Origin of the sequence: Nocardia sp. BSTN01 (assembly GCF_015354405.1) — a bacterium.
Classification (GTDB): Bacteria; Actinomycetota; Actinomycetes; order Mycobacteriales; family Mycobacteriaceae; genus Nocardia.
This window is the reverse complement of record NZ_JADKYP010000018.1, coordinates 38,427-59,654: the sequence shown is the minus strand read 5'-3', so window position 1 is coordinate 59,654 and position 21,228 is coordinate 38,427. Positions and strand designations below refer to the sequence as shown.

Annotated in this window: 27 protein-coding genes; 21 read left to right on the top strand and 6 right to left on the bottom strand. The window is 66.4% G+C overall.

Annotated elements, in window-relative coordinates; all coding sequences use genetic code 11:
* The first annotated feature begins 22 nt into the window (after positions 1 to 22).
* The 14 genes from IRT45_RS17115 to IRT45_RS17050 all read left to right on the top strand — a co-directional run bounded on the left by IRT45_RS17115 (position 23) and on the right by IRT45_RS17050 (position 7,212).
* Positions 23 to 358: a hypothetical protein gene (locus IRT45_RS17115; protein WP_228534487.1), complete on the top strand. Its 336-nt coding sequence runs from the start codon at positions 23 to 25 to the stop codon at positions 356 to 358.
* A 172-nt stretch (positions 359 to 530) separates the two neighbouring features.
* Complete coding sequence (locus tag IRT45_RS17110; RefSeq protein WP_194806841.1) at positions 531 to 1,145, top strand: hypothetical protein; 615 nt, start codon at positions 531 to 533, stop codon at positions 1,143 to 1,145.
* A 5-nt stretch (positions 1,146 to 1,150) separates the two neighbouring features.
* Complete coding sequence (locus tag IRT45_RS17105; protein ID WP_194806840.1) at positions 1,151 to 2,248, top strand: SRPBCC family protein; 1,098 nt, start codon at positions 1,151 to 1,153, stop codon at positions 2,246 to 2,248.
* Positions 2,245 to 2,658, top strand: coding sequence for a gas vesicle protein GvpJ (gene gvpJ, locus IRT45_RS17100; RefSeq protein ID WP_194806839.1), 414 nt, complete (start codon positions 2,245 to 2,247; stop codon positions 2,656 to 2,658). The genes IRT45_RS17105 and gvpJ (IRT45_RS17100) overlap by 4 nt, the downstream gene beginning before the upstream one ends.
* Positions 2,658 to 3,419 (top strand): GvpL/GvpF family gas vesicle protein, encoded by a 762-nt coding sequence (locus tag IRT45_RS17095; RefSeq protein ID WP_194806838.1) that lies wholly within the window; start codon positions 2,658 to 2,660, stop codon positions 3,417 to 3,419. The genes gvpJ (IRT45_RS17100) and IRT45_RS17095 overlap by 1 nt, the downstream gene beginning before the upstream one ends.
* A gap of 3 nt (positions 3,420 to 3,422) precedes the next feature.
* Positions 3,423 to 3,650, top strand: coding sequence for a gas vesicle protein GvpG (locus IRT45_RS17090; RefSeq protein ID WP_194806837.1), 228 nt, complete (start codon positions 3,423 to 3,425; stop codon positions 3,648 to 3,650).
* Between the two features lie 28 nt (positions 3,651 to 3,678).
* Positions 3,679 to 4,002, top strand: coding sequence for a gas vesicle protein (locus tag IRT45_RS17085; protein ID WP_309241015.1), 324 nt, complete (start codon positions 3,679 to 3,681; stop codon positions 4,000 to 4,002).
* Positions 3,999 to 4,388: a gas vesicle protein gene (gene gvpJ / locus IRT45_RS17080; RefSeq protein WP_194806836.1), complete on the top strand. Its 390-nt coding sequence runs from the start codon at positions 3,999 to 4,001 to the stop codon at positions 4,386 to 4,388. The genes IRT45_RS17085 and gvpJ (IRT45_RS17080) overlap by 4 nt, the downstream gene beginning before the upstream one ends.
* Complete coding sequence (locus IRT45_RS17075) at positions 4,385 to 5,173, top strand: GvpL/GvpF family gas vesicle protein (RefSeq protein ID WP_194806835.1); 789 nt, start codon at positions 4,385 to 4,387, stop codon at positions 5,171 to 5,173. The genes gvpJ (IRT45_RS17080) and IRT45_RS17075 overlap by 4 nt, the downstream gene beginning before the upstream one ends.
* On the top strand, positions 5,170 to 5,421 hold the full coding sequence (locus tag IRT45_RS17070) for a gas vesicle protein (protein WP_375540112.1): 252 nt from the start codon (positions 5,170 to 5,172) through the stop codon (positions 5,419 to 5,421). The genes IRT45_RS17075 and IRT45_RS17070 overlap by 4 nt, the downstream gene beginning before the upstream one ends.
* Positions 5,414 to 5,710: a gas vesicle protein K gene (locus IRT45_RS17065; RefSeq protein WP_194806834.1), complete on the top strand. Its 297-nt coding sequence runs from the start codon at positions 5,414 to 5,416 to the stop codon at positions 5,708 to 5,710. The genes IRT45_RS17070 and IRT45_RS17065 overlap by 8 nt, the downstream gene beginning before the upstream one ends.
* Before the next feature lie 69 nt (positions 5,711 to 5,779).
* Positions 5,780 to 6,298, top strand: coding sequence for a helix-turn-helix domain-containing protein (locus IRT45_RS17060; RefSeq protein ID WP_309241014.1), 519 nt, complete (start codon positions 5,780 to 5,782; stop codon positions 6,296 to 6,298).
* Positions 6,295 to 6,669 carry a HepT-like ribonuclease domain-containing protein gene (locus IRT45_RS17055; protein ID WP_194806833.1) on the top strand — a complete coding sequence of 125 codons (375 nt, stop codon included), beginning with the start codon at positions 6,295 to 6,297 and terminating at the stop codon, positions 6,667 to 6,669. The genes IRT45_RS17060 and IRT45_RS17055 overlap by 4 nt, the downstream gene beginning before the upstream one ends.
* A 99-nt stretch (positions 6,670 to 6,768) precedes the next feature.
* Complete coding sequence (locus IRT45_RS17050; RefSeq protein ID WP_194806832.1) at positions 6,769 to 7,212, top strand: hypothetical protein; 444 nt, start codon at positions 6,769 to 6,771, stop codon at positions 7,210 to 7,212.
* 174 nt (positions 7,213 to 7,386) lie between these two features.
* On the opposite strand, the gene IRT45_RS17045 is transcribed toward IRT45_RS17050, so the two are convergent.
* Positions 7,387 to 7,593, bottom strand: a complete 207-nt coding sequence (locus IRT45_RS17045; RefSeq protein ID WP_194806831.1) for a DUF397 domain-containing protein — start codon at positions 7,591 to 7,593, stop codon at positions 7,387 to 7,389.
* On the bottom strand, positions 7,590 to 8,468 hold the full coding sequence (locus tag IRT45_RS17040; RefSeq protein ID WP_309241013.1) for a helix-turn-helix transcriptional regulator: 879 nt from the start codon (positions 8,466 to 8,468) through the stop codon (positions 7,590 to 7,592). The genes IRT45_RS17045 and IRT45_RS17040 overlap by 4 nt, the downstream gene beginning before the upstream one ends.
* A 253-nt stretch (positions 8,469 to 8,721) precedes the next feature.
* On the opposite strand from IRT45_RS17040, the gene IRT45_RS17035 reads away from it, so the two are divergent.
* The 3 genes from IRT45_RS17035 (at position 8,722) to IRT45_RS17020 (ending at position 12,069) form a co-directional block, all read left to right on the top strand.
* Positions 8,722 to 8,892, top strand: a complete 171-nt coding sequence (locus IRT45_RS17035; protein ID WP_194806830.1) for a hypothetical protein — start codon at positions 8,722 to 8,724, stop codon at positions 8,890 to 8,892.
* A 374-nt stretch (positions 8,893 to 9,266) separates the two neighbouring features.
* The gene (locus tag IRT45_RS17030; RefSeq protein ID WP_194806829.1) at positions 9,267 to 9,566 is read left to right on the top strand and encodes a hypothetical protein; all 300 of its coding nucleotides are present in this window, start codon (positions 9,267 to 9,269) and stop codon (positions 9,564 to 9,566) included.
* Positions 9,567 to 9,990: 424 nt separating this feature from the next.
* Positions 9,991 to 12,069 (top strand): thioredoxin domain-containing protein, encoded by a 2,079-nt coding sequence (locus IRT45_RS17020; RefSeq protein ID WP_194806827.1) that lies wholly within the window; start codon positions 9,991 to 9,993, stop codon positions 12,067 to 12,069.
* 204 nt (positions 12,070 to 12,273) lie between these two features.
* On the opposite strand, the gene IRT45_RS17015 is transcribed toward IRT45_RS17020, so the two are convergent.
* Together IRT45_RS17015 and IRT45_RS17010 are read right to left on the bottom strand one after the other, a co-directional pair.
* Positions 12,274 to 13,785: an adenylate/guanylate cyclase domain-containing protein gene (locus tag IRT45_RS17015; RefSeq protein WP_194806826.1), complete on the bottom strand. Its 1,512-nt coding sequence runs from the start codon at positions 13,783 to 13,785 to the stop codon at positions 12,274 to 12,276.
* Between the two features lie 105 nt (positions 13,786 to 13,890).
* Positions 13,891 to 14,514, bottom strand: a complete 624-nt coding sequence (locus IRT45_RS17010) for a hemolysin III family protein (protein ID WP_375540114.1) — start codon at positions 14,512 to 14,514, stop codon at positions 13,891 to 13,893.
* Positions 14,515 to 14,817: 303 nt separating this feature from the next.
* Between IRT45_RS17010 and IRT45_RS17005 the strand changes: the two genes are divergently transcribed.
* Positions 14,818 to 15,612 carry an isoprenyl transferase gene (locus tag IRT45_RS17005; protein WP_309241012.1) on the top strand — a complete coding sequence of 265 codons (795 nt, stop codon included), beginning with the start codon at positions 14,818 to 14,820 and terminating at the stop codon, positions 15,610 to 15,612.
* Between the two features lie 93 nt (positions 15,613 to 15,705).
* Positions 15,706 to 16,311 carry a hypothetical protein gene (locus tag IRT45_RS17000; RefSeq protein WP_228534486.1) on the top strand — a complete coding sequence of 202 codons (606 nt, stop codon included), beginning with the start codon at positions 15,706 to 15,708 and terminating at the stop codon, positions 16,309 to 16,311.
* A gap of 12 nt (positions 16,312 to 16,323) precedes the next feature.
* Here the strand turns inward: IRT45_RS17000 and coaA are convergent, their stop codons facing one another.
* Positions 16,324 to 17,256: a type I pantothenate kinase gene (gene coaA / locus IRT45_RS16995; RefSeq protein WP_194806825.1), complete on the bottom strand. Its 933-nt coding sequence runs from the start codon at positions 17,254 to 17,256 to the stop codon at positions 16,324 to 16,326.
* 264 nt (positions 17,257 to 17,520) lie between these two features.
* Between coaA and IRT45_RS16990 the strand changes: the two genes are divergently transcribed.
* Positions 17,521 to 18,717, top strand: coding sequence for a DUF885 domain-containing protein (locus IRT45_RS16990; RefSeq protein WP_194806824.1), 1,197 nt, complete (start codon positions 17,521 to 17,523; stop codon positions 18,715 to 18,717).
* 556 nt (positions 18,718 to 19,273) lie between these two features.
* Positions 19,274 to 20,572 (top strand): serine hydroxymethyltransferase, encoded by a 1,299-nt coding sequence (gene glyA / locus IRT45_RS16985; protein ID WP_039780609.1) that lies wholly within the window; start codon positions 19,274 to 19,276, stop codon positions 20,570 to 20,572.
* Between the two features lie 142 nt (positions 20,573 to 20,714).
* On the opposite strand, the gene IRT45_RS16980 is transcribed toward glyA, so the two are convergent.
* Positions 20,715 to 20,987, bottom strand: coding sequence for a hypothetical protein (locus tag IRT45_RS16980; protein ID WP_194806823.1), 273 nt, complete (start codon positions 20,985 to 20,987; stop codon positions 20,715 to 20,717).
* Positions 20,988 to 21,228 lie beyond the last annotated feature (241 nt).

Genomic DNA, 21,228 nt, shown 5'->3' with positions numbered 1-21,228 from the left:
GTACGGTCACGGTTTCGGCGCGATGGATGTGGTGATACTGGAGGGGATGGCGAGCAGAGATCCCGAACCGATCCGGGAGGCGCGGACGCCGACGGCGCGCGCCGGATGGTCGGCGGCCGACCGCGCGGCCTACCGCCGGTTCGTGCGCACCCAGCACCCCGATGTCGGCGGTGACCCGGTCGCGTTCCGGGAGGGGCTGGCTCGCTACGAGGTCGCCCGCCGGGCCGGCACCGCTGCCTCCGAGTTCGACCCGACGGACCGATTCGACGGGCCGGTGCGATTCGTCGCCACACCGCGCGGCTGGCGGCGGGCGGTGCGAGTGCTGCGCCCGCGCCGGCGCACCCGGCGACTGCGTTGATCCATATGCCGGAAGTCCCTCCGGCTAATAGCCGACAGCGGGGATAGCTGGGTATACGCTGATATAAGGCCATTCTGTGATGTGGCTTACTCCAAACATCGGGGTCTCATCGCTCGACCCATCCCGCGGCAGTGCGGCCGTGCAGGCGTGTCGAGCATACGAGGAGAAGGCCATGAAAGGTGGCACAAGTATCGCGGTAGGGGTGGGCATAGGTTATTTGCTGGGGCGCACGCGGAAGATGCGCTTCGCGTTGGGGGTGGCGGGGGCGATGATGGCCAAACGGTCGTCGGACATTCCCGGTGAGTTGCTCGAACGGGGGACGTCGCTGCTCAAATCGTCGGCGGACCTGACGCAGCTCACAGACACCGTTCGCGACGAATTGCTGGGCGCGGCCCGATCCGCCGCGGTGACCGCCGCGAGCAACCAGCTCGACTCGCTCAACACCCGGCTGCAGCATGGCTCGTCGCTGCTGACAGGCGACTCCCTGCTGTCGGGCAAGGACCGCGACCGAGCATCGGACGCGGAGTCGGACGACGAGGACGAACAGGAGAACGTCCGGGACGCGGCGCCCTCCGACGACGATCGCGAGGACGTGGATTCCGGCGCGGAGGAAGAAGAGCGCAAGCCGGCCGCCCCACGGGCACGCAAACCCGCAGCCTCGCGCGCGAGGAAGACGACCGCTCGGACCTCGTCTCGCAAATCCGCGGACCGCAAACCTGTTTCGGTCAGCCGACGCCGTAGCGGCTCCGATTCCGACGAACCGCCCGTGCGCCGCACGAGGAGGTGAGCGCGATGGCGAAAACGGCTCAGCCGGCCGGCCCGCTCCAGCAGTCGGTGCAGAACCTCGCGGGGACGCTGGCCGAACGCGCGGTGGAAGGGCTGTCGGCTCGGGTCTCCAAAACCGCCGGCCGGTTGAACGACTATGCGGGTGGCGAAGGAAATCTGATCGCGGCGGTGACCGGCGTCGACAAGCTGGCCGGCGGCGGCTCACCGCTGCAGGCCGTCATGAGCGGAGGTATGAGCAAACTCAAGCACTCGGCCGGGGAGAAGTTCGAATCGCTCAAGAATTCGCTGACCGGCGGTGGTGGCAAAGGCGGCGGAGGGAAGAAGCTCAAGCTGACCAATATCGTCGAGGAGATCGATGTCGGCGTGCCGATCGATCTGGCCTACGACCAGTGGACGCAATTCGCCGACTTCCCGAAATTCACCAAGAAGCTCGAGCAGGTCGAGCAGGTGTCCGACGAGAAACTCAGCTGGACCGGCAAGGTGTTCTGGTCGAGGCGAACCTGGGAGTCCACGATCATCGAACAGATTCCGTTCGAGCGGATCGTGTGGCGTTCCAAGGGCGCCAAGGGCTATATCGACGGCGCCGTCGGCTTCTACGAGCTCACCCCGAACCTCACGCGGATTCTGGTGGTGCTCGAGTATCACCCGCAGGGGGTGTTCGAGAAGACCGCCAATATGTGGCGTGCCGCCGGTCGCCGATGCCGGTTGGAGCTCAAGCACTTTCAGCGCCATGTCATGACCGATGCGGTCCTGCACAGCGACGACATCGTCGGCTGGCACGGCGAGATCCGCGACGGCGAGGTCGTGGAAGACGACGAGACGGCGCGACAGCGCGAAGAGGAAGAGCACGCCGCCGAGGAAGAGCACGACGAGGAAGACCACGACGAGGAAGAGCAGGACGAGGACAACGCCGACGAGGAAGCGTTCGACGACGAAGAACCGGATGAGGCAGAAGAAGACGAGGAAGACGAGGACGACGAGCAGGACCGGGAGCGCAGCGATCGGGACGAGGAGGACGAACCGGAGCCACCTCGCCGCCGCACGGCCGCCCGCAAGAGCTCGGTCACTCGCCGGCCACGTGTGAGCGGAGGAGCAAGAAGATGACGATCGAACCCGCGGGAGGCGGGGGCGGAGGTGGAGCCGGCACCATGGCCCGGCCGAACTCGTCCAGCCTGGCCGATGTAATCGACACAATCCTCGACAAAGGGTTGGTGATCGACGCGTTCGCCCGGGTGTCGCTGGTGGGCATCGAATTGGTGACCATCGACGCGCGCGTCGTGGTCGCCAGTGTCGACACATATCTGCGGTTCGCCGAAGCGGTGAACCGGCTCGAGATCTCGACCAGTGAGCCGAAGGGCATCACCGACATCGTCGGCGAGGTCACCGAGGGCGCGGCCGAACACAAGACGAAGGGCGCACTCGACGCGGCCGGCAAGAAGGTCGCGGACTTCCTCGGCGATGTGCAGGACAAACGGCAGACGGTGCACCGGCCCTCCAAGCGAGAGGAGCGGTGATGGCTGCCGAGGCAACCGCCGTATACGTCTACGGCATTGTGCCCGCCGACGTGGAGCCGCAGCCCCACGCCACCGGAGTCGGCGATCCGCCGGGTGAAGTGACGGTCGTGCGGCACGGCGATATCGCCGCGCTGGTCAGTCCGCTCGCCTCCGATCGGCCCCTGGGCACACCCCAGGACCTCACCGCCCACGAGAAACTTCTCGACGGGTCTGCGGCGGTGGCCCCCGTGTTGCCGTTGCGGTTCGGCGCGGTCATGACCGACACCGATGCGGTGGAAAATGAACTGCTCGAGGCGAACGAAGACGAATTCCACGCGGCACTGGTGGAACTCGAGGGGCGGGTGCAGTTCGTCATCAGAGGGCGTTACGTCGAGGATGCGATCCTGCGCGAACTGCTCGACGAGAATTCCGACGCCGCCCGTCTCCGAGACGAGATCCGTGGGAAGTCGGAGGATGCGACCCGCAACGAGCGAATCATGCTGGGCGAGATGATCAATCAGGCCATCGAGACCAAGCGAGCCGAGGACACCCGCACAGTGGCTTCCGAACTCGAGAAACTCGACGCGATGGTCAATCTGCGCGACCCCACCCACGAAGAGGATGCCGTTCACCTCGCGGCGCTGGTCGAAACGGCCCGGCAGGACGAACTGGAGGAGTTGCTGCGCCGGCTCATGTCGGAATGGGACGGCCGGGTCGAGTTGAGTCTGCTCGGACCGATGGCGGCCTACGACTTCGTGACGAAGCGAGCACCGGAGGGGTGAGGCATGGGTCTGATCTCATCGATCCTCCTGCTCCCCGCCGCGCCGGTTCGTGGCGTGATCTGGCTGAGTGAATTGATCCAGGAACAGGTCGAACAGCAAATGCACGATCCGGTGCGGTTGCGGCGCGAGCTCGAGGACATCGACCGTGCCGCGGCCGCCGGCGAGATATCCGCGGAGGAGGCCGAGCAAGCGCAACAAGAGATCCTGAATCGGATGACCGGTCCGAAGTAGGTTCGACCGACCGGAAGAAGTGACTCCCGTGGCCCGCGACACCATCCCCGACGATGCCCAGACATCGGACGAACAACCGCCCCTGACCGCGGCGCAGGCCGCCGGGGTGGCGGTCGAATGCCTCGGGGAACTGACGTCGAACGCCCTCCAGGGCGTCACGAGCGTGGAGCCGACCGACGACGGCTGGCTCGTGGAGATCGAGGTGCTCGAGGATCGCCGCATCCCCTCCTCGGCGGACATCATGGCGCTCTATCAGGTCGAGATCGATTTCGACGAGAACCTGCTGGCCTATCGCCGAACCAAGCGCTACATCCGCGGTAGCACCGATATCGGCACGAGGGGACAGCAATGACGGTGGTCGGAGGCGAGTCGTACGCGCCGCAGCCCTACGGGGGTGGGGGCGGGCACTCCACCAATCTCGCCGACATCCTGGAACGAGTCCTCGACAAGGGCTTGGTGATCGCGGGCGATATCCAGGTGAATCTCCTCGACATCGAACTGCTCACCATCAAGTTGCGGTTGGTGGTCGCGTCCCTGGAGACGGCCAAGGCGGTGGGCATCGACTGGTGGGAGACCGATCCTTGGCTCAGCAGCAAGGCCAATAGGCTCGAAAAGCAGGACAGCGACCTGGAAATCGAGAACCGGGAACTGCGCGAGCGGATCGCCCGATTGGAGGCGGCGAACGAACGCCGGCAACCCATCGAGCGTGGGCGCGAGTCGAGGAAAGAGCGATCGTGACAGGTCGTTGCCTGGTCTGGCTGTACGCGGTTGCGCCCCACAGCGACGAGGAGGCGGAGACCGCCGCGCCCACCGGAGTCGCCGGGGAACCGGTGCGGACGATCGTGTCCGGCAATCTCACCGCCTTCGTCGGTTCGGTGCCGCTGGACGTGTTCGGCGAGGAGCCGCTGCGCCGGAACTTCGAGGATCTGGACTGGCTGGAGGCGACCGCACGGGCCCACGACGCGGTGGTCTCGGCGGTGGTCCGCCGAGGTCCGGCCGTTCCGTTGCGACTGGCCACCGTCTTCCGCGACGACGACCGGGTGCGGAAGTTGCTCGACGAACGGCGAGCGGATTTCGCCGCGGCGCTGGACTTGGTGAGCGGGCGCACCGAGTGGGGAGTGCGCGCGTACGGCGACCGCGCCGCCCTCACCGCCGCTGTCGCCGAGGCCAAGGCCGAAGCCGGGACGATGACGCCGGGCGCGGCGTATCTGGCCCGGCGGCGTGCGCAATTGTCCGCGCAGGAAACCGTCGAACGCGATGCGGCCGAGCGGGCGGCGCAGGTGCACGCGCGGTTGCTGCGCCGGGCCGCGGCCGGACGATGTCAGCCGCTGACCGATCCGGCGGTGAGCGGCCGGCGCGACTGGATGGTGCTCAACGGCACCTACCTCGTCGACGACGACCGGACCGAGGACTTCACGGCCACCGTCACCGCGCTCGGCGCCGAATTCCCCGGCATCAGATTAGAGCTCACCGGTCCGTGGCCGCCGTATTCGTTCGCGGGCGTGCAACGCGAGCCGACATGACCCGGGCCGACATGACGCGCGCCGGCACGTCACCGCCCGACCGCACCGTCGACAGCGAGCGGCGTATCGCGCTGGTGGACCTGCTGGACCGGGTGCTGGCCGGCGGTGTGATCATCACCGGCGACATCAGACTCGCCATCGCCGATGTGGATCTGGTGCAGATCTCGCTGCGCGCCCTCATCTCCTCGATCAGCACCCTGTTTCCGCCGGCTTCGCCCGCGTCGCCCGACAAGCACGCCGATGACTGAATTCGGCGGTATCCCACCGCGTATCGACACCGACCCGGAATCCGTCGAGCGCGGACTGGTCACCCTCGTGCTCACCTTGGTGGAGTTGCTGCGCCAGCTCATGGAGCGCCAGGCGCTGCGCCGCGTCGACGCCGGTGACCTCACCGACACCCAGGTCGAACGCATCGGAACCACACTGATGCTGCTCGAACAACGCATGGAGGAATTGCGCGACCACTTCGGCCTCACCCCGGAAGACCTCAACATCGACCTCGGCCCCCTGGGGCCGCTGCTGCCCCCGCCCGAGTAGCGCCCACGAGCATGATCCTCGACTTACAGCGCACTCCCTGCCTGATAGCGGATACGCTATCATTCTCGTGTGGCAGCCTCGCACAGCACGGCGGCGAAACTGGTCCTCGACGCACGAAGGCGTCGCGGCCTGTCTCAGCGTGAGCTTGCCCAGCGTGCGGGGGTCGCCCAGTCCAGTGTTGCGAACATCGAATCCGGTCACAGGCAGCCGTCCGTGGCAATGCTCGAAAAAATTCTCGCCGCTGCCGGATTCCGGCTCGATGCCGGTCTGGTGAATACCGTGCGCCCCAGCGAACTTTTGGACCGCTACCGGGCCGAATTCGCCCGAGTCCTGACCAGGTATCCCGTGGCCCGTGCATGGGTGTTCGGCTCCGTTGCACGCGGAGAAGACCGTCCCGGATCCGATCTCGATCTGTTGGTGGAACTCACGCCCGGCAGCTCGGTCGTCGATATCTTCGGCCTGGATGAGGACATCGCCGACGTTCTCGGGTGCCCGGTCGACGTGGTGGCAACCACCGAACTGGATCGTAACGGTCTGCTACGCCAGGGACTCGAACGTGACCGTCTCCCACTGGCTTTCGCCGCATGACCAGGTCGCGTGTGGACGAGCGACTACTGTTTCTCGCAGCGACGCTCACCGAAATGGCCGATCTGTGCGCCCGCGGCCGAGAGGTTTACGACTCCGATATCGCGGTGGCCCGGGCGTGTCAGTTCGGTGTGATCAGGTTGGCCGCAGACCTCGAGCGGCTGGGTGACGACTGGCTGTCCGCCCCTCCGGAGATCCCGCTGCGACTGATCAAGGGCATGCGCAACCGAATTGCGCACAACTACTGGCTCGTCGACGACGACGTCGTCTGGTCTGTTGTGGAAACCCATGCGCCCGAACTACATCGGCAGCTTTCACCCGAAATCGACGCCGCCCGGAAGAGACTGGGCGGAGAGACGGTGACGCAGCGATAATGTGGCGCGGCGGGTTTATGGCGGAAGGCTCCCCCGGTCTACGGCGTGGCAAATACTCGGGCGGTTTCCAGCCCCTGTGGCTGAGTGAGGAATGCGACAGTGAGTGTGCACGGCAGTTGGGATGAACTCGTCATCGGGTTGTGCGATCTCGCGGTGAAGTACGATGCCGAGACGTTCCTCTACGAGGACGTGGTGCTGCTCAGTTCGCGTAAAGCCGAGCAGGGCAATGATTCCCGCCATATCAGGGTTACCCGTTTCGATGACGAGGCGGCGCGCGTGGAGACCGGATGGTGCTTCGCCATGACGTGCGATTACATCGCTGAAGATCGCAGCCGTCCGGTTCCTGCGCTCGGCTTGGTCGAGGCGATCTGTTCCGGAAATGCAGAAGAACATTGTCTGATCGATGCCGAGGGCCGGTGGGTCGGGATTCAGCTCAGGGCATGGGCGCCGAACGGCGATGGGTGGCAATCGCAATCCGGTGGACATGCGGGCGTCGTCCAACATGTCGTACGGCGATTTCCCAGCTGGATCGACCCGAACTGATCTGCCGCCCGAGAAGGACTGACGCCACGGCCGATGCGAACTCCCATCGGCCGTGGTCCCACTCTGCGTAGAGATATCGCACCTGGGCTGTCTGCTCCCGCTGGAAAAGAAGAAGGCTCCCGTTAAGGCAGCCTTCTTGGTGTGTGCGGCGCGACGCAAGCGCGCTCGTGGGAGTTACGGACGGTCGAACTGGCCATCGTGTACGTGAGCGGTGAACACATCCCACTCGGCCGGTGAGAATACGAGCGCGGGGCCGGTTGGGTTCTTGGAGTCGCGGACACCGACCTTGCCGTCATCGAGGTGGGCGACTTCTACACAATCGGCTCTGGACGCACTGCGGCTGCTCTTGAACCATTTCGCGCCGGATAAATCGCTGGTCACTCGACGTGCTCCTTCGCTACCTGCCGGATCAGGCTCCTACTCGCTGTTTCATCCAACGATGCCTGCCGGAGAACCTGGTGCACTTGATCGTACCGTTCGACGTCATCTGGTTTTTCGAGGTACATGGAGCCGACGAACATCTCCAGATAGACCAACGGGGGCCACACAGGGTCGCCTTTTGCGTCCTCTCCGAACTCCAGAATTGCGAACTGACCGACTGGATCACCGACCGGCGTACCAGATGAAAAGGGGAGCACTCGGATCGAGACGTTGGGAAGCTTGCCGATCTCGGCAAGATGGCGAAGCTGTGCTGCCATAACGGTCGGACCGCCGACGCTGCTTCTCAGGGCAGATTCGTGCAGGACAACGTCAAGGCTGACAGCTTGGCGCTTCCTCGTGACAATGGCTTGGCGTTTCATCCGAAGTTCCAGGCGTCGAGTGTGTTCGTCGTCGCTCGCGGATGGGTTGGCAGCCAAAACGAGGGCGCGCGTGTAGTCGGATGTCTGAAGTAGCCCAGGGACTAGTGCCGGCTGGTAAATCGTGAGCTTGCGCGCTGCGACTTCGAATCCGACGTACACATCGAAGTTGGCCGGGATGAGATCGCCGTACACGTACCACCAACTCTTTTCGGCCGCTTGACGTAGTAAGCCGACCATTGCGGCGGTGGTGTCCGCCGGCATCTCCAGGACCTCGCACAACGCTTCGAGGTCTCGAACCTTCAGGCGGGTCGGCTCTCCCTTCTCGAGACGTTGCAGCACCGAAGAACTGATATCTGCCAACCGTGCCGCCGACTCCTGCGACATGCTCAGGGCCGAACGGGCATCGCGCAAGTACTTGCCGAGCTGCCGCCTCGGCAGTGTCGATCCGCTGTCCACGATCGTCTCTCTTCCTGCCCGCCGCCCGTACTGGGTGATGGGGCATAGGGGTTCGGGTGATGTCTTGCACCTGACTGGGAAACGCTCTGCACCTTCTGGTGACTTGGAAGTGGGTGACCCAGTTCAGGGTACGTCGCGCGGATCCCGGTGGTGTGCTTATCGCGCAGCCGAAGAGAACCACTCTCTTACGTGAGTTGGCAAGCCAGCCAGTGGGTTTCCATTTTTGCTACCCACCGAAATGGAGGAATCAGCAATGTACGGGGTGATGAATCACGATCGCGTGCCGGTGATGACAACTGGTTTCGCCCATGTCGTGATGCAGGTGCATATCGACTGTGCGCTGTGTGTCTGCCCGGTCAAGCAGCAGGCGAAGCAGCGTCTGATCGAAGCGAAGCGTCTTGTCCCGGACAGCACGCGGCCATGACGGCTGAGTGGTGGGGATTCGTTGCGGCAGTTGGTATTCCGCTCGCCGTGATCGTGCTCGCGGTGGTCTGGCCCGAGCGGGTCGCCAAAGACATTGGGCGGGACAACTCGGTGCAGGGAATTTTGAATCGCGTTGAGCGAGAGAAGGAACAGGGTGCGCGGCAGCCGGATTATCTGGGTCGAACCTACGGCGGACTTGGATCGGATGTTACGGATCGCTTGCCCCGATTGCGGCCAGGGGACGCCGGTGGTGCGAGGTACGGCCGCGAAATTCCTCGTAGCGGACCATCTCGGGCGCGACGACGAGACGTGTACGGCAGCTGAAGCTGAAATTCACAGGCGCCTAACCAGACTGAAGTCATGGGAGGAGACCCGGTGGCGGTCGAATTGAGCACAACCAATCTCGGTCGGCAGTGCGCGGACTGGGCATTGACGGACGGGCAGGTCACTGTCTTCGGTTTCGTGGATAGCGACAGCAACCGTCTCGACATGGCGCGGTTCGACCGGGTGAACGCCCTATGGTGTGAGCCGCGTGGCGTCGCATTCCCGGATGGGCTGTCGTTGGCTCGGGTTCATTCGATCCTGTCCGAGTACCACGCCTTGTGGTGCGCGGTAAGTGAGCAGGCCAGGGTGCTGCGCGATTCGAATGCACGGCAGTGTTGTGACGAGCGATGATCGGGATCACTCGTACGGTGCGACGAAGGGGGCAGCTTGTGGAACGTGCCACGGTCTACCGCTGGAACGTTCGTAACGGCACCGGAGTGCTGACTCGACCGGACGGCTCGCTCGCGTGGTTCCACTTGTCAACTGTGGACCAGGAAGACGTTCTTGCGCTGCGGGAGGGCGATGAGGTCGATGTCGAGATCGAGAATATTCCTCAGGGGGACTACGAATGTCGAGCTGTATCCGTGCGACGGCGTATGGAATAAGTTCACCGCCGCCAATGGCCACACCACCGCTCCCGGCAATGTGCAATTCACTGTCGAGTTCACCTTACATTCGAGCTGATGGAGTGATCATTCCGTCCCGCACGACGGTGCGTTGCTCCTGACCGAGCCCATCGTCCGGATCTTGGACGGAAGGGCCGTAGGGTGAATGTATGAACCGGTTAGGTAGCGCCACTTCTCCCTACCTGCGCCAGCACGCGGACAACCCGGTCGACTGGCGGGAATGGGGGGCCGAGGCGCTCGAGGAGGCGCGAGCGCGGGACGTGCCGATCCTGCTCTCGGTCGGCTACGCCTCGTGTCACTGGTGTCATGTGATGGCGCACGAATCGTTCGCCGATCCGGCCACCGCCGAGCTGATGAACGCGAACTTCGTCTGTGTGAAGGTCGATCGCGAGGAACGGCCTGATATCGACGCGGTGTACATGTCCGCGACCGTCGCGATGACCGGGCAGGGCGGCTGGCCGATGACGTGTTTCCTCACGCCGGCGGGGGAGCCGTTCTACTGCGGAACCTACTATCCGAAGTCGCCGCGCGGCGGTATGCCGTCGTTCACCCAACTGCTGACCGCGGTCACCGATACCTGGACCACTCGCCGCGATGAGGTCGACCAGGCCGCCGGTCAGGTGGCGCAGGCGTTGCGGGACCAGGGCGCCGGGCTGCCCGCGAGCGAGTTGACCGTCACGCCCGAATTGCTCGCGCACGCGGTCGCCACGGTGCTGCGCGATGTCGACGAGCGCTACGCCGGATTCGGCGGGGCGCCGAAGTTCCCGCCCTCGGCGTTGCTGGAGGGTCTGCTGCGTCATTACGAGCGCGCCGGGGAAGATGCTGCGCGACAAGCGGTTTCGCTGACCTGCGCCGCTATGGCCCGCGGGGGTATCTATGATCAGCTGCGGGGCGGCTTCGCCCGCTACTCGGTCGATGCCGCCTGGGTGGTACCGCATTTCGAGAAGATGCTCTACGACAACGCGCAGCTGCTGCGTGCCTACGCGCATCTGGCGCGGCTGGAGGCGAGCGGCGCTCCCGGTGCGGGTGACTCACTGCCGCAACGGATCACCGAGGAAACCGCGGGCTTCCTGCTCACCGATCTGCTGACCGCCGAGGGCGGGTTCGCCTCGGCCTTCGACGCCGACACCCACGTGGAGCCGGGTGCGCCCGGAGTGGAAGGCGCTACCTATGTGTGGACGCCGCAGCAGCTCACCGAAGCTCTCGGTCCCGAGGACGGAGCCTGGGCCGCAACGATTTTCGGTGTGACGCCCGAGGGTACGTTCGAACACGGCACTTCGGTGCTCACGCGGTACACCGATCCCGGCGCCGGTCCGGGCGAGGACCCCGCCGACGCCCGCCGCTTCGACGACATCCGCCGGCGCTTGCGCGAGGTGCGCGACGGCCGGCCGCAACCCGAGCGCGACGACAAGGTGGTCACCGCCTGGAACGGTATCGCGATCACCGCCCTCGCCGAGGCCGGGGCCGCCCACGACCGGCCGGAATGGGTCGACGCCGCGGCGCGGTGCGCGCGGTACCTGCTGGACCGTCACCTCGTCGACGGCCGTTTGATGCGCGCCTCACTGGGCGGCGCGACCGGTAACGCGCCCGGTGTGCTCGAGGACTACGCATGGCTGGCGACCGGACTGCTGGCCCTGCACCAGGCCACCGGCGAACTGTCCTGGCTCGAACGCGCGCAGCAGCTGATCGATACCGCCGCAACCCTTTTCGAGGACCCGGCGCAACCCGGTAGTTGGTTCGATACGGCCGCCGATGCCGAGCAACTCGTCGCCCGTCCGCGCGATCCACTCGACGGGGCAACCCCAGCCGGGGCCTCCACCTTCGCCGAAACCCTGCTCACCGCCTCTGCGCTGAGCGCCCCGGACCGCGCGGCCCGCTACCGCACGCTGGCCGATGCCACCCTGAACGCCGGCGCCATTGTGCTGGCCCGCGCGCCACGCTCCGGCGGGCAGTGGCTCAGCGTCGCCGAGGCGGCAGTGGCCGGGCCGATCCAGATCGCGATCTCGCAATCGCCCGACACCGCTGCGACGGCCGAATTGCTGCGCACCGCACGCAGTTTCGCACCCGGGGGTGCTGTGGTCGTTGCGGGGCAATCCGATTCGGTCCCCCTGCTCACGGACCGACCCGCTCGGGGCGGCGCCCCCGCGGCCTACGTCTGCCGCGGCACAGTGTGCGACCTACCGGTATCGGAACCGCAAGAGGTGCGCGCCGCGCTCGTCGGCTCCTGACGCGGCGGCGGTCGCGCTGCCGAGAGCCGCTGGTCGGCGACGGGATCAGTGGCGAAGTACCGGCGGTCCGCAGCCGGCCGACCGAGCGGCCCGCTCCTCCTCGACCGGGACGGCCGCGTCCACGGCGTGGTCGACGGCCCGAATCGAGGTCGCCAGAGGGCCGCGTGACGAGCGGTGCGCGGCATCCGGCCGGCGCAGCCGCTCTCACTCCTCGACCGGAGCGGTCGCGCCCAACCCCACCGGTTTGCGATCGGTCCAGCACGCCGTCGGCTCCCGCCGGCCCCGCAGCTGGATCTTGTCGTAGAGCACCCAGCGCGACCGTTCGGATTCGGTCGCCGCGTCGATCACGGCCTGGCTGGCCAGAATCCGGCGGGGGACCTCCTTGGCCTCGGTCGTGAGCCGGGAGGCCTCGTTGACCGCGTCGCCGATCACGGTGAATTCCAGCCGGGTGTCGGTACCCACGTCTCCGGCGAAGACGCTGCCGCGCGCCACGCCGATGCCGATATCGAATTCGCCGCCGAGGGCCACCTCGTCGCGGATGCGCCGCGCGGCGCGCAGGGCGGGAGTGGCGTTGTCGCCCAGGGCGATCGGCGCGCCGAAGACACACAGCGCCGCATCGCCCTCGAATTTGTTGACCAGGCCGCCGTTGTCCTCGGTCGCCGAGACGACCACCGCCAGGAGCCGATTGAGCTGGTCGACGAACTCGCGCGGCGCGAGTTCGGTGGACATCTCCACCGAACCGGTCACGTCGACGAACAGGGCGGTCACCACCCGCACGTCGCCGGTCAGGTCGACGCCGCCGGCCAGCGCGCGTTCGGCCACCTCGTTGCCGACGTGGCGGCCGAAGACGTCGCGCATGCGTTCGCGTTCGGACAGATTCTCGGCCAGCTCGTTCACAGACAGTTCCAGGCGCCCGATCTCACTGGCACTGGTGATCGGCACGCGCGCGGAGAGTTCGCCGCGCGCGATCCGGTCCAGCGCGCGCCGCAGCGTCCCCAGCGGCGCTGCCACCGAGCGGGCCAGGGTGGCGGTGGTCAGCGCGCCGACCAGCAGGCCGACCAGCGACATGTACAGCGCGGTCCGCACTCGGTCGGTGGCGTCGGCCACCGGATCGGCGAGGACGGTGATCAGCATCAGCAGCGGCATCGCCCCGGCCACCGCCCAGGAGATGACCAGCCGGTTGAGCACCGTGGCACTCCAGTGCGAGGTACCGCCGAGCACCCGCGCGATCACCGGAATCGTCGGCCGGATGAGCCGGTCCACCACCAGGAAGGTGAAGCCCGCCGACTCCAGCCCGCCCAGGAAGAACATGGCCCCTATCGCCCACACTGCCCGGGTGGGCACCACCTGGGCGAACACTGCCGTGGCGATCGCGACGCCCGGTATCCAGATGGCCAGCGCCCGGACGGTGATCGCGATCGGCAGTTTCAGCAGTCGCTCGGCCTCGGGCCGGGTGGGCCGGCGGGTCTGGTCGATCCAGCTGAAGTAGTACACCCGGTCGCGCACCGCCAGCACGATGCCGGCCAATGCGCCGAGCACCGGATAGATCGCGGTCTGGGCGACGGCACCGAGCCAGTTCTCGCCGAGGTTGCCGAGAAATCCGCTCAGCCACAATTCGACGACGATGACCCCGAGCCCGCCCAGGTTGCAGACCATCACCACCGTCGAAAGGCCCCAGCGCGCACGCAGGGCCCAGAGCACGAGTCGACTGGTCATAGCCCCTGGCAGTGGTGTGGTTCGGTGTTACCGGTTTCGGACGTTCAGCACGAACGAGCATAGAACCCGCGCATGTGGCCGTGGCGGGTTACCGGTGATCTTGCCCTACGAGAATACGACCAGCCAGATCGCGACGTAATGGCACAGGGCCGCGAGAACCGTTGCCGCATGGAAGAATTCGTGGTGTCCGAAGACCTCCGGCCACGGATTCGGCCATTTCGCGGCGTACAGGATCGCCCCCACGCTGTAGGCGATGCCGCCGATCAGCAGCAGCACCATCGGCGTGACGCCCACGTTGTGGGTCAGTGTCGCCGCGACCGGCACGATGGCCCAGCCGAGCAGCAGATACAGCGGCACCCCGACCCAGCGCGGCGCGGCCGGCCACAGCACTTTCAGCGCCACCCCGGCCACGGCGCCGGCCCAGACCACGCTCAGCAGGGTGAGCCCGGTGCGGCCGGGCAGTCCCAGCAGGGCGAACGGTGTGTAGCTGCCGGCGATGAACAGGAAGATCATCGAATGGTCGGCGCGCTTCATGCGGATCCGGGTGCGCGCGGACTGCCAGGACACCCGGTGGTAGATCGCGCTGATGCCGAAGATGCCGCAGACGGTCACGCCGTAGACCAGTGTCGACCAGCCCGCGGTGGCGGACACGGTCGCCGCGGCCGCGACCAGCACGGCCACGGCGACCGCCGCGACGCCGACCGCGTAGGTGTGGATCCAGCCGCGCATCCGCGGCTTGACGGCCAGGGTGCGCAGACCCTCCTCGGCCAGATGCTCGAGCGCGGACACCTTCCCGAGGACCGGATTTGCCGAGCTCACCGATTCGGTCACTGGTTACCTCCTGAGTAACCTACGGTTGCGTAGGTTAGTTCGTCGGCCACTCTACCGGCAGTAGGCTCCGCGTGCCGGACGCCGCCGCGATAGGGTCGATCGGAACCGGGGAACTGATCGTGGCGTCCGCTGCCATCACTGCGCAGCAGAATTTGGCGGAGAACTCGGGCGGCACGCGAGAGGTGGATAAGGTTGGCAGCCGTGAAGCTTGCTAGTCGGGTGCTCAGCGGTAAGGTGCGCAACCTGCCCTATCGCATCTACGAGGCGCAGCTGTCGAAACAGCTGGCAGGCAAACAGCATCCGCGTCACGTCGCGGTCGTCTGTGACGGAAATCGCCGCTGGGCGCGGGAGAACGGCTTCACCGATGTCACCCACGGCCACCGGGTCGGTGCGCTGAAGATCGCCGAACTGGTCGGCTGGTGCCAGGCCGAGGGCATCGAGATGGTGACGGTGTATCTGCTCTCGACCGAAAACCTCAGCCGCTCGGCCGACGAACTGGAAACCCTGTTCGAGGTGATCACCGATGTGGTCGAGGAACTGTCCGCACCGGAGAACAACTGGGGTGTGCGGATCGTCGGGTCGCTGCAGGGCCTGCCCGAGGACGTCGCGCGCCGCATGGAGAAGGCGGCCGACGAAACGCACGGTCGCGCGGGTGTGCACGTGAACGTGGCCATCGGCTACGGCGGCCGCCAGGAGATCGCCGACGCGGTGCGCTCGCTGGTCCGGCAGGAGATCGCGGCCGGGGAGACCGGTGAGGACCTGGTGCAGTCGATCACGGTCAACGCCATCGGCCAGCATCTCTACACCTCGGGCCAGCCCGATCCGGATCTGGTCATCCGCACCTCGGGGGAGCAGCGGCTCTCGGGGTTCCTGCTGTGGCAGAGCGCCTACTCCGAGATCTGGTTCACCGAGGCCTACTGGCCGGAGTTCCGCCGCGTCGACTTCCTGCGCGCCCTGCGTGACTACGCCGCGCGGCATCGCCGTTACGGGGTGTGAGCGGACGGGCCGCAGATAACGGCCCGGCGCAGGATGTATTGCATTGCAAGATCATCCCCCGATCCGGCGCCGCGCGCGCGTACCGTCGCGAACATGAGCGAGATGCGGACCGGGCCGGGCGGTGCGACCAAGGTGGCCGGAACGCCGGTGCCCTACGTCACCTATGCCGAATTCGGCCGGCGATTCGTGGCCTACGCCGCCTCCGAACAGCGGATCGCCGCTGTTTTCGCCCAATTGGCAGGTAGTGCATTCGATTTCGGCCCGATCGGGGTGGGCCCGGCGCATCTGGCGAAGGCCTCGGCGCAGGTGCAGCTCGGTGAACCGGTCCTGGAACGCTCGGTCGGCGAGGTCGTCGGTTTCGAGCTCGCCATCCCGCTCGATATCGATCTGCTGCTGGATCTCGCCGTCGATCGTCACCGCTTCGAGGTCACCGGCTTCGTCCACGTCCACCTGACGGTCCGCACCGCGGCGCCGCTGCGGATCGTCATCGACATCGCCGAACCGCACCCCGGCGATGTGCGCATCGATGTGGCCACCGCGACCCGGCGGGGCCAACTGCTGCGGCTGCTGGCCAGCGTCGACCACGAGATCCGCCGGTTCGTCGCCCGCTATGTGGCCAACGAGATCCGCAAACCGCATATCGCGGCCGTTCGCGATATCGACGTCGCCGCCCGGCTCGACGCGGCCTGGCCGGCGTGATGCGGAACCGGATCAGAGCTTGCGCAGCCGGATCCGGTTGATGCTGTGGTCGGAGTCCTTGCGTAGCACCAGGGTCGCGCGCGGCCGGGTCGGCAGGATGTTCTCCACCAGATTCGGCCGGTTGGTGGCGTTCCAGATCTCCTGGGCGGCGATGGTCGCCTCGGAATCGCTGAATTTCGCGTAGTGGTGGAAATGCGACTGCGGATCCGCGAACGCCGTTTTCCGCAGGGAGAGAAAACGATCCACATACCATCGCTCGATGTTCTCGATGCGCGCGTCGACGTAGATCGAGAAGTCGAACAGGTCCGAAACCATCAGTCGCGGCCCGGTCTGCAGGACGTTGAGCCCCTCCATGATGAGGATGTCGGGCTGGCGCACGCAGTGGAACTCGTCCGGCAGAATGTCGTAGGCGATATGCGAATACATCGGCGCGCACACCTCGGGCGCACCGGATTTCACCTCGGTGACGAAACGCAGCAGCTTGCGCCGGTTGTAGCTCTCCGGGAAACCCTTGCGATGCATGATGCCGCGCCGGGTGAGCTCGACTGTGGGATAGAGGAATCCGTCGGTGGTCACCAGATCGACGCGCGGGTGGTGATCCCAGCGCGCGAGCAGTGCCTGCAAGACGCGAGCGGTGGTCGATTTACCGACCGCCACGCTGCCCGCGATACCGATGACGAACGGCACCTGATGGTCGGGATGGGTTTCACCCAGGAAGGTCGCGGTCGCGGCGAACAGTCGCTGCCGGGCGGCGACCTGGAGGTGGATCAACCGGGCCAGCGGCAGATAGACCTCGGCGACTTCTTCGAGATCGATCTGCTCGCCGAGACCACGCAGGCCGATCAGTTCTTCCTCGGTGAGGATCAGCGGAGTCGATTTACGCAGGGTGCGCCATTGCTTGCGATCGAATTCGACATACGGACTCGGCTCGCTCATCCGGCCCACCTACGCACACTCCCGGTCCGGAGTCCCCCCGCCGGGCGGGCGCGCCACCACCCGTGACGATGTCACCGGTGAACCTGTGCCGTGCCCGGCGCGGCGAAATGCGCTCGACAGTCCTCGCATAGCCGAATTCTCCCCGGGGGGCATACCGTGTCGAACGCGGGGTGTTATTACTGGCCGGTAACCCGGGGTGACAAATGTCTCGCCACCGCCGGGTTTCGGTCGCGGACGGCGCCGGGAACGGGGAAGCGGCTATCGTCGGATGTCATGGCTGCGCACCCGCTCGTCACCGAATATCTGCGCCTGGGACTGGCATTCGACCGCTTGGAACCGGGCTTCGTCGACGCCTACACCGGGGATCCCGCGCTGCGCCGAACCGTGGAGTCGGCCCCCACGCCGCAGCCGCGTGAGCTGGCGGACCGGGCGGCGGCCCTGCGCAAGGAACTGCCCGAGGCCGGGCTGAGCGAGCAGCGCACCGAATTCCTCGAGGCACATCTGCGGGCGCTCGAGTGCTCGGGGCGCAAGTTCGCCGGCGACGACATCTCCTTCATCGACGAGGTGCGGTCCTATTTCGACGTCGACATCGCCCTCGGCGACGTCGAGGACTACCGGGACGCGCATCGGCACCTCGACGAGGTGCTGGCCGGTGACGGCCCGCTGCTGGACCGGATGACCGCGCATCGGCGCGCCGACGAGATTCCGCCGCACCGCCTCACCGAATGTGTGCAGGCATTCTCGGGCGCGCTGCGCGAGTTGGTGCGTGAACGCTATCCGCTGCCGGATCACGAGCAGGTGGAATACGAGATCGTCGGCGACAAACCGTGGTCGGGGTTCAATTACTACCTCGGTAATTTCCGATCCCGGGTCGCGATCAACTCCGATCTCAAACAACATATGGCGCAGCTGCCGGCGCTGATCGCGCACGAGGCGTATCCGGGCCACCACACCGAACACTGCCGTAAAGAGGCGGGGCTGGTCGCGGCCGGACAGGACGAACAGACGCTGTTCGTGGTGAACACGCCGCAATGCCTGATGGCCGAAGGGCTGGCGGACCTGGCGCTGAAATCGATCGTCGGGCCGGACTGGGGAATCTGGGCGCAGGAAATCTATGCCGACCTCGGTCTGCGATTCGACGGCGAACGCGCACAACGACTCTCGAATGCCTCGGCGAAACTGCTCGCGGTCCGCCAGGATGCGGCGCTGTTGCTGCACGATCGCGGTCGCAGCGCCGACGAGGTCGCCGAATTCCTGCAGCGCTGGAGTCTGACCACGCCCGAACGCGCGCGGCAGTCCCTGCGCTTCCTGTCCTCGCCGCTGTGGCGGGCCTACATCAGCACCTATGTGGAGGGGTATCGCCTGCTGGGCGGGTGGCTGGATCGCGCGGTCGACGCCGGCGATCGGGTGGAGCGCTTCGGTCGGCTCCTCGACGAGCCGCTGACCCCGGCGGCGCTGCGCAGGATGTGAGGAACGCGCCGGACGAGTTTCGAGGAATATTCGGCTGCGAACATTCGGCGGCGATGTCCGTACGCGGAAATAGTTAGCTCCGCAAACAATGGCGACAGTAATCGGTATCGCACCATCCGATTCGGGGCTATCGATCGATTCGCCGGAATTCCGGTTTCGAGCACCGACCGGATTCGCGCCCCGACTCGCGAACCCGGCCGAAGGGTATCGGCGTTACTACGCCCCCCAGCCCGCGCAACCGGCGTTGCCGCCGGAGGAGATGGTGCAGGCGGACTTCAGGATCGCGAAAAGCATGTCTTGAATCGAGTTACCGGTACCCGCGGTGAAAAACAGCATGTGAACCCCTGATTGATCGAATGAGTCGATGACGCTGTCACAGTCGTCGACAGCGCGGCGAATGTTACGCCTTTTTTACGAAGCGGGCAGCCCCGAATTATCGGGGCGCAACGGCCGGTGTGCAGTCGCTATCACGTCCGGGCGGGTATCGAGGTCGTCGCGCCCGGCGCCCTTGCGGGCCACGACGGAGCGGCCGGGGACCACCACATAGACTGTGCGCGTGACCCAGACGACCGCCCCCTCTGTCAACACCCAGTCGCTCGCCGATCTCGACCCCGAGCTCGCCGCCGCGATGGCGGGCGAACTCGCCCGTGAGCGCGACACCCTCGAGATGATCGCCTCCGAGAACTTCGTGCCGCGCGCGGTGCTGCAGGCGCAGGGCAGCGTGCTGACCAACAAATACGCCGAGGGCTATCCCGGTCGCCGCTACTACGGCGGTTGTGAGCACGTCGACGTCGTGGAGAACCTCGCGCGCGAGCGGGTCAAGGAGTTGTTCGGCGCCGAATTCGCCAACGTGCAGCCGCATTCGGGCGCACAGGCCAACGCCGCGGTGCTGATGTCGCTGATGAATCCGGGCGAGAAACTGCTCGGCCTGGATCTGGCGCACGGCGGTCACCTCACCCACGGCATGCGGCTCAACTTCTCCGGCAAGCTCTACGAGGTGCACGCCTACGGGGTGAGCAAGGAAGACCACCGCGTCGACATGGACGAGCTGCGCAAGCAGGCGCGCGAGGTCCGGCCGAAGGTGATCGTGGCCGGCTGGTCGGCCTACCCGCGCCACCTGGACTTCGCGGCGTTCCGCGAGATCGCCGACGAGGTGGGCGCCTACCTCTGGGTCGACATGGCGCATTTCGCCGGTCTGGTCGCCGCCGGTCTGCACCCCTCGCCGGTGCCGCACGCGGATGTGGTGTCCTCGACCGTGCACAAGACCCTCGGCGGTCCGCGTTCGGGTCTGATCCTGGCCAAGCAGGAATACGCGAAGAAGCTCAACAGCGCCGTGTTCCCGGGCCAGCAGGGCGGTCCGCTCATGCACGTGATCGCCGCGAAGGCCGCCGCCTTCAAGATCGCCGGCACCGAGGAGTTCAAGCAGCGCCAGGAGCGCACCCTGTCCGGTGCCAAGATCCTGGCCGAGCGCCTGACCGCCGCCGATGTCGCCGGTAACGGCGTCACCGTGCTGACCGGCGGCACCGATGTGCACCTGGTGCTCGTGGATCTGCGCAACTCGCAGATGGACGGCCAGCAGGGGGAGGATCTGCTGCACGAAGTCGGAATCACGGTGAACCGCAACGCCGTTCCGTTCGACCCGCGCCCGCCGATGGTCACCTCCGGCCTGCGCATCGGCACGGCCGCGCTGGCCACCCGCGGCTTCGGCGACACCGAATTCGCCGAGGTGTCCGACATCATCGCCACCGCGCTGGCGGGCAACGCCGACCTCGCGGCCCTGCGCGCGCGAGTGTCCAAGCTGGCCCAGGACTTCCCGCTCTACGACGGCCTGGAGGACTGGAAGCTGCTCGGCTGAGCAGAGCCCCGCAGCGCGATCGACCCCGGTAGCCGACCAGGCCGCCGGGGTCGATCTGTCAGTCACCCTGTGCGGGTGAGCTTTTCGCTTCCCGGCGGCGCGGGCCAGCGCCCGCGGCGTGCGCCGGCCGGCCCGGGAGCGGTCAGGCGCGGGTGCTCAGATATTCGATGTACAACGGCCGCAACGCCTCGGCGATCTTGCCCTCACCCGCGTGCACGTAGTCGTCGAGCATCGGCAGCACGTATTTGATGTCCGCCTCGCTCTCGCCGATGTTCCCGGTGGCCGCCGCCGCCGCCGGAATCTGCTCCAGCAGCCGCCACAGGAACTTGACGTCGCCGTGCCGGACGGCGTGTTTGACCGCGCGGTCGTGGAGTTCCTTCGACGACAGCTTCTCCAGCTCTGCCACATCGCTCATGTAGCGACTCTAGCCGGTTCCGCCGACCAGCCGGGCAACTCCGTAGCTGACCGATAGCTACCGGTCGGCGTTCACTACCTATTCATCGACACGCCTGTCATCTCGGGAGCCGGAATCGCGAAATCGCAGTACCGTCGAAGTGCGAGCCGCGTCGTTGTGGCTCGTCCGGGAGGTTCTGATCGTGGCTGAGCAACTCAGTACGAGAGGGCCGGTACCCGGCCCTCGGGTCGTTTGACCCCAG